Raw genomic sequence first — 4,163 nt, 5'->3', positions numbered from 1 at the left:
CATCTACAAGCTAAATCGAAGATATTTTGGAGATAGCCTCTTTGAAAGGCTTATTATTGCTAACATTACAGGGTTATGATTAAAAACGGATAATCAAAAGAAAAATTAGCAAAAAAATTGAATTCAATTTTTAAAGAAAACAATATTTCAAATCAAAATGTATACATAGGCGGTTTTTCAAGCGGAGGAAATATCACTATTCTTATTTCTAACTATTTGATAAAAACTAAAAATAAGTTACAACCTAAGGGAATTTTTATTATTGACTCACCGCTCGATTTAGAAGAATTATATAAAAATGCACAAAATGATGTGCAACTCAACAAAAATGCTGATGCCGTTGAAGAAGGAAAATATCTGATTAAATTACTGGATGAAAAAATCGGAGTTCCAGAAACTAATCTTGAAAATTACAAAAATCTTTCTCCTTATTTAATATCACAGAATTCAATTAAAAACATTGAATATTTAACTAAAATTAAAATTAGATTTTACACTGAACCTGATTTAGTATGGCAATCTGAAAATAGAAATAGAAAATACGAAGACTTAAATGCCTATAAACTAGAGAAAACATATAATGCTTTAAAACAACTAGGAAATCAGCAATTAGAATTAATAAAAACTGAAAATCGTGGTTATCGAGCCAACGGTAAAAAGCACCCACACTCTTGGAATATTGTGGAAAAAGAAAATCTCATAAAATGGATTTTAGAATAAAAAACTTCTGATAATACGATGTTGGCAAAATATTCAAATATATTTACCGCTTCTTATAATATCATTTTTTAATAGCTTAGTTTATTTAAAAAACATAAATTATCTAAAAATAACCTTGATAATGATTATTGAAACAGAAGAACTGAAAATAATTCCCTTAAACTCAAAACAACTTTTAAGTTATACGGAAGGTAATCAGCTTGAAAAAGAACTGAGAATACATGAAAAAGATCGCTTCATGTCTGAAACTGTAAAAATGAAAATTCTAAGCAAAATTCTTAAAAACATTAACGAAGATGAAGAAAACTTCTATTTTTATACTTTTTGGATAATAATATTAAAAAAAGAAAATGAAATAGCTGGAGAATTTTGCTTTAAAGGGAAACCAACAAACGGAAGAGTAGAAATTGGATATGCCACTTTTCCGAAATTTCACAATAGAGGAATTAAGTCTAAATCTATAGAAAAAATTATAGAATGGGTTTTTATTAATACTGAAATTACCAATATAATTGCTGAAACAGATTCTGAAAACCTTTCATCCATTCAAGTTTTAAAGAAGAATAAGTTTAAACTATTTCAATCCCAAGCAAATAATTTTATTTGGATGAGAACAAAATAATTGTAGTTTTCTCCTTCAAAATATGAGCATAATTGGATTAAAGACTGAATTGAATTCAGAAAAACTAATGCTTCAAATAAAGTCGTTTCTATTACAAATTTTTCATTATATAATATTTCAAATTATGCAGAATTTCTGCTTGCGTTAATATTTCCAAATAACGATCTCGTTACCAGTTTTTTATATGCTTCTATATCGCCTTCTCCTTTTTGAATTTTCATAAGTGCATATTGCTGAATACTTAAAAGCGGAAGTACTATTTTTTCACGAATTTTAACAGATTTTCGGGACAGAGGATCTTCCTGCTGAAGAATTGCAAAGCCAGTCAGCTCCAACATGATGTCTTTAGAAAGATTAAATTCCTGAAAAAGTATTTCCCAAAATGCCCCAAACTTAGGATTTTCTTTAATGTAATAAGTAAGCGGAAAGTATGATTTATTCATGCTCATCATTGAATTTAAAATAAGTGTTTTAAAGAAATCAGAACCTTTGTAAAGATCTTTAACTTCATCAAATCTACCTTCTTCTTTCAATCGTTGCATTGCATATCCAAACCCGAAAAAACCTGGTACATTCTGTTTCAATTGCGACCAGGATCCTACAAATGGTATAGCTCTCAAATCTTCAAATTTAAGCTCATTATCTCCACCGCGTTTAGATGGTCTGCTTCCTATATTGGTTTTTCCATAATATTCTAACGTGCTCATTTCCTGAAGATAAGACACAAACATTGGATGAGCTTTAAGGTCAGAATATTTCTTATAACTGATGTTGGCTAACTCAGTAATCAAAGCTCTTTCTTTCGCAGACAAATCTTTTTTGGAATTTTTGAACACATCATTTTCTACACCGGCTGTTAAAAGCTGTTCAAAATTATATTTTGCCTGTTCTTTATTGCCAAAAATACTGGTAATGGTCTGTCCCTGAATGGTTAATTCAATTTTATTATTGGCAATTGTTTTACCTTGAGAAGCATAAAAATCATGGGTTTTACCGCCACCTCTTGCTGGTGGCCCTCCCCTTCCGTCAAAAAACACTACTTTAACCTCGTTTTCTTCTGAAATTTTTGTTAAAACTTCTTTAGCTTTATATATTTCCCAGTTTGCCTTCAAATATCCACCGTCTTTAGTACCATCCGAAAAACCGAGCATAATGGTCTGCTCATTTCCTCTTCTTTCTAAATGTTTTTTATAAATAGGATTTAGATACAATTCTTTCATGACATTTTCAGCATTCTCAAGGCCTTCCATGGTTTCAAAAAGCGGTACAATATCCATATTGATATCTTCATCACGATAACCACAGATCTTGAAAAATGCATATACATTCATAACATCTTTTACGGCATCAGAATTAGAAATAATGTAGCGATGCATTCCTCTAATACCATTAAAATCCTGAATTTCTTTAATTTGAGAAACATTTCCCAACGTTTCTTTTACAATTTCACTATAATCATCAAAATTCAATTTCTCATTAAATTCAATAAGTTTATTGTATTTTTCAGTATAATCAGTTTCTTTATTTCCAAAAATCGCATCGAAAATTTCATCCACAACAGTCTGATGAATTCTGCTGTCTTGTCGTATATCTAAAGTCGCAAAATGAGTTCCGAAAATCTTTACACGATCTTTAAAATCAACCAAAATTTCTAAAAACAAGGAATTATGCTCATTAATAAGGATTTCCTCTGCTTCATCAAGCCTTTTCAGAATATCTTCACTGGATATTTTTTCGTTTTTAAAAATGGCTGTATATAATTCTGCACTCAGTTTTGTCAATACTTCCGAAACTCCACGGAAACTCAATCTCCGTCTTAAATCTTTAAGATTGGCATAATAAGATTTCAGAATAGCGGTACGCAGTTCCTCAGAAACTTTTTTAGTAACTTCGGCAGTAACAAATGGATTTCCGTCGCGATCTCCTCCAGGCCAAAAACCAAGCTGAATGATATTTTCATGAAGATGAGAATGACTGTTGCCAAATGTTTTCTTTATTTTACCATAAAGTTCTCCAATAGAATCGTAATAAACGTATCTAAGATAATGAATGATGCTTAAAGCTTCGTCTATTGGAGTCGGTTTTTCTTTATTTACAAATGGAGTTTTCCCAAGCTGTTGAAGCAGCATATCGATATTGGTGATTGAATCTGCACCTATTGCCTGTCTTAAATCCTGCAGGATTCGCTGGACAGAACTTGGATAAAACTGCGTTGGATGGGCAGTAAACACCACTTTTACAGTAAAATCCTTCAGTTTTTCATGTACTTTTTCCAGTTTATGGTCATGATACGCTCTTTCGTACAGATTGGTAATGGTACCACTATCGCTTTCAGAATGAAGTCCGGGAAATGCAGCATCTTCAATACTATCAAACAAAACCACCTGTCTTTCAATATATTGTATAATTTTAAATAACAGTTCAAGCTTTTGATCTTCATTTACCAAATCGGTATGGTTGACGAAAAATTCTTCTACAATTTCCACTGGAGTTTTCCCAACCAAATATCCTTCTTTACTTTCTTCATACAGAAAAGGAAGTAGCATCCCAATATTGGTCATCTTATCATAAGGAAGACTCATGAATAAAGAATTGTAGATTTGAAATTTATTTTCTACAATCTGTCTGAATTTTTCTGCGCGCTGGTCTTGTATCATAATAACAAATTTAGGAGATTTTCAGTAAAAATTATTTGATTTACCGATAAAATTCAGATTAAAAATATATGAATATCCGTAATTTATCATAACTTTTGTATATTTGTAGTAATCAAACAATTAGATATGAATTTATTCAGTTTTTCAGCACATTTTGGGACAGA

At 30.6% G+C, this 4,163-nt stretch carries 3 protein-coding genes; 2 read left to right on the top strand and 1 reads right to left on the bottom strand.

Features of this window, described 5'->3' with window-relative positions; genetic code table 11:
• The first annotated feature begins 117 nt into the window (after nt 1-117).
• A complete protein-coding gene (locus IV513_RS14965) occupies nt 118-720 on the top strand; it encodes a hypothetical protein (protein WP_209391362.1) in 603 nt (200 codons plus the stop codon).
• Between the two features lie 121 nt (nt 721-841).
• Entirely contained in the window at nt 842-1,342 is a 501-nt protein-coding gene (locus tag IV513_RS14960) for a GNAT family N-acetyltransferase (protein WP_209391361.1), read from the top strand.
• 122 nt (nt 1,343-1,464) lie between these two features.
• Here the strand turns inward: IV513_RS14960 and IV513_RS14955 are convergent, their stop codons facing one another.
• On the bottom strand, nt 1,465-3,999 hold the full coding sequence (locus IV513_RS14955) for a phosphoenolpyruvate carboxylase (RefSeq protein ID WP_209391360.1): 2,535 nt from the start codon (nt 3,997-3,999) through the stop codon (nt 1,465-1,467).
• Nucleotides 4,000-4,163: the final 164 nt, after the last annotated feature.

The sequence above is a fragment of the Chryseobacterium sp. RR2-3-20 genome (assembly GCF_017808115.1).
Taxonomy (GTDB): domain Bacteria; phylum Bacteroidota; class Bacteroidia; order Flavobacteriales; family Weeksellaceae; genus Chryseobacterium; species Chryseobacterium oryzae.
This window is presented reverse-complemented; position numbering and strand designations above follow the sequence as displayed.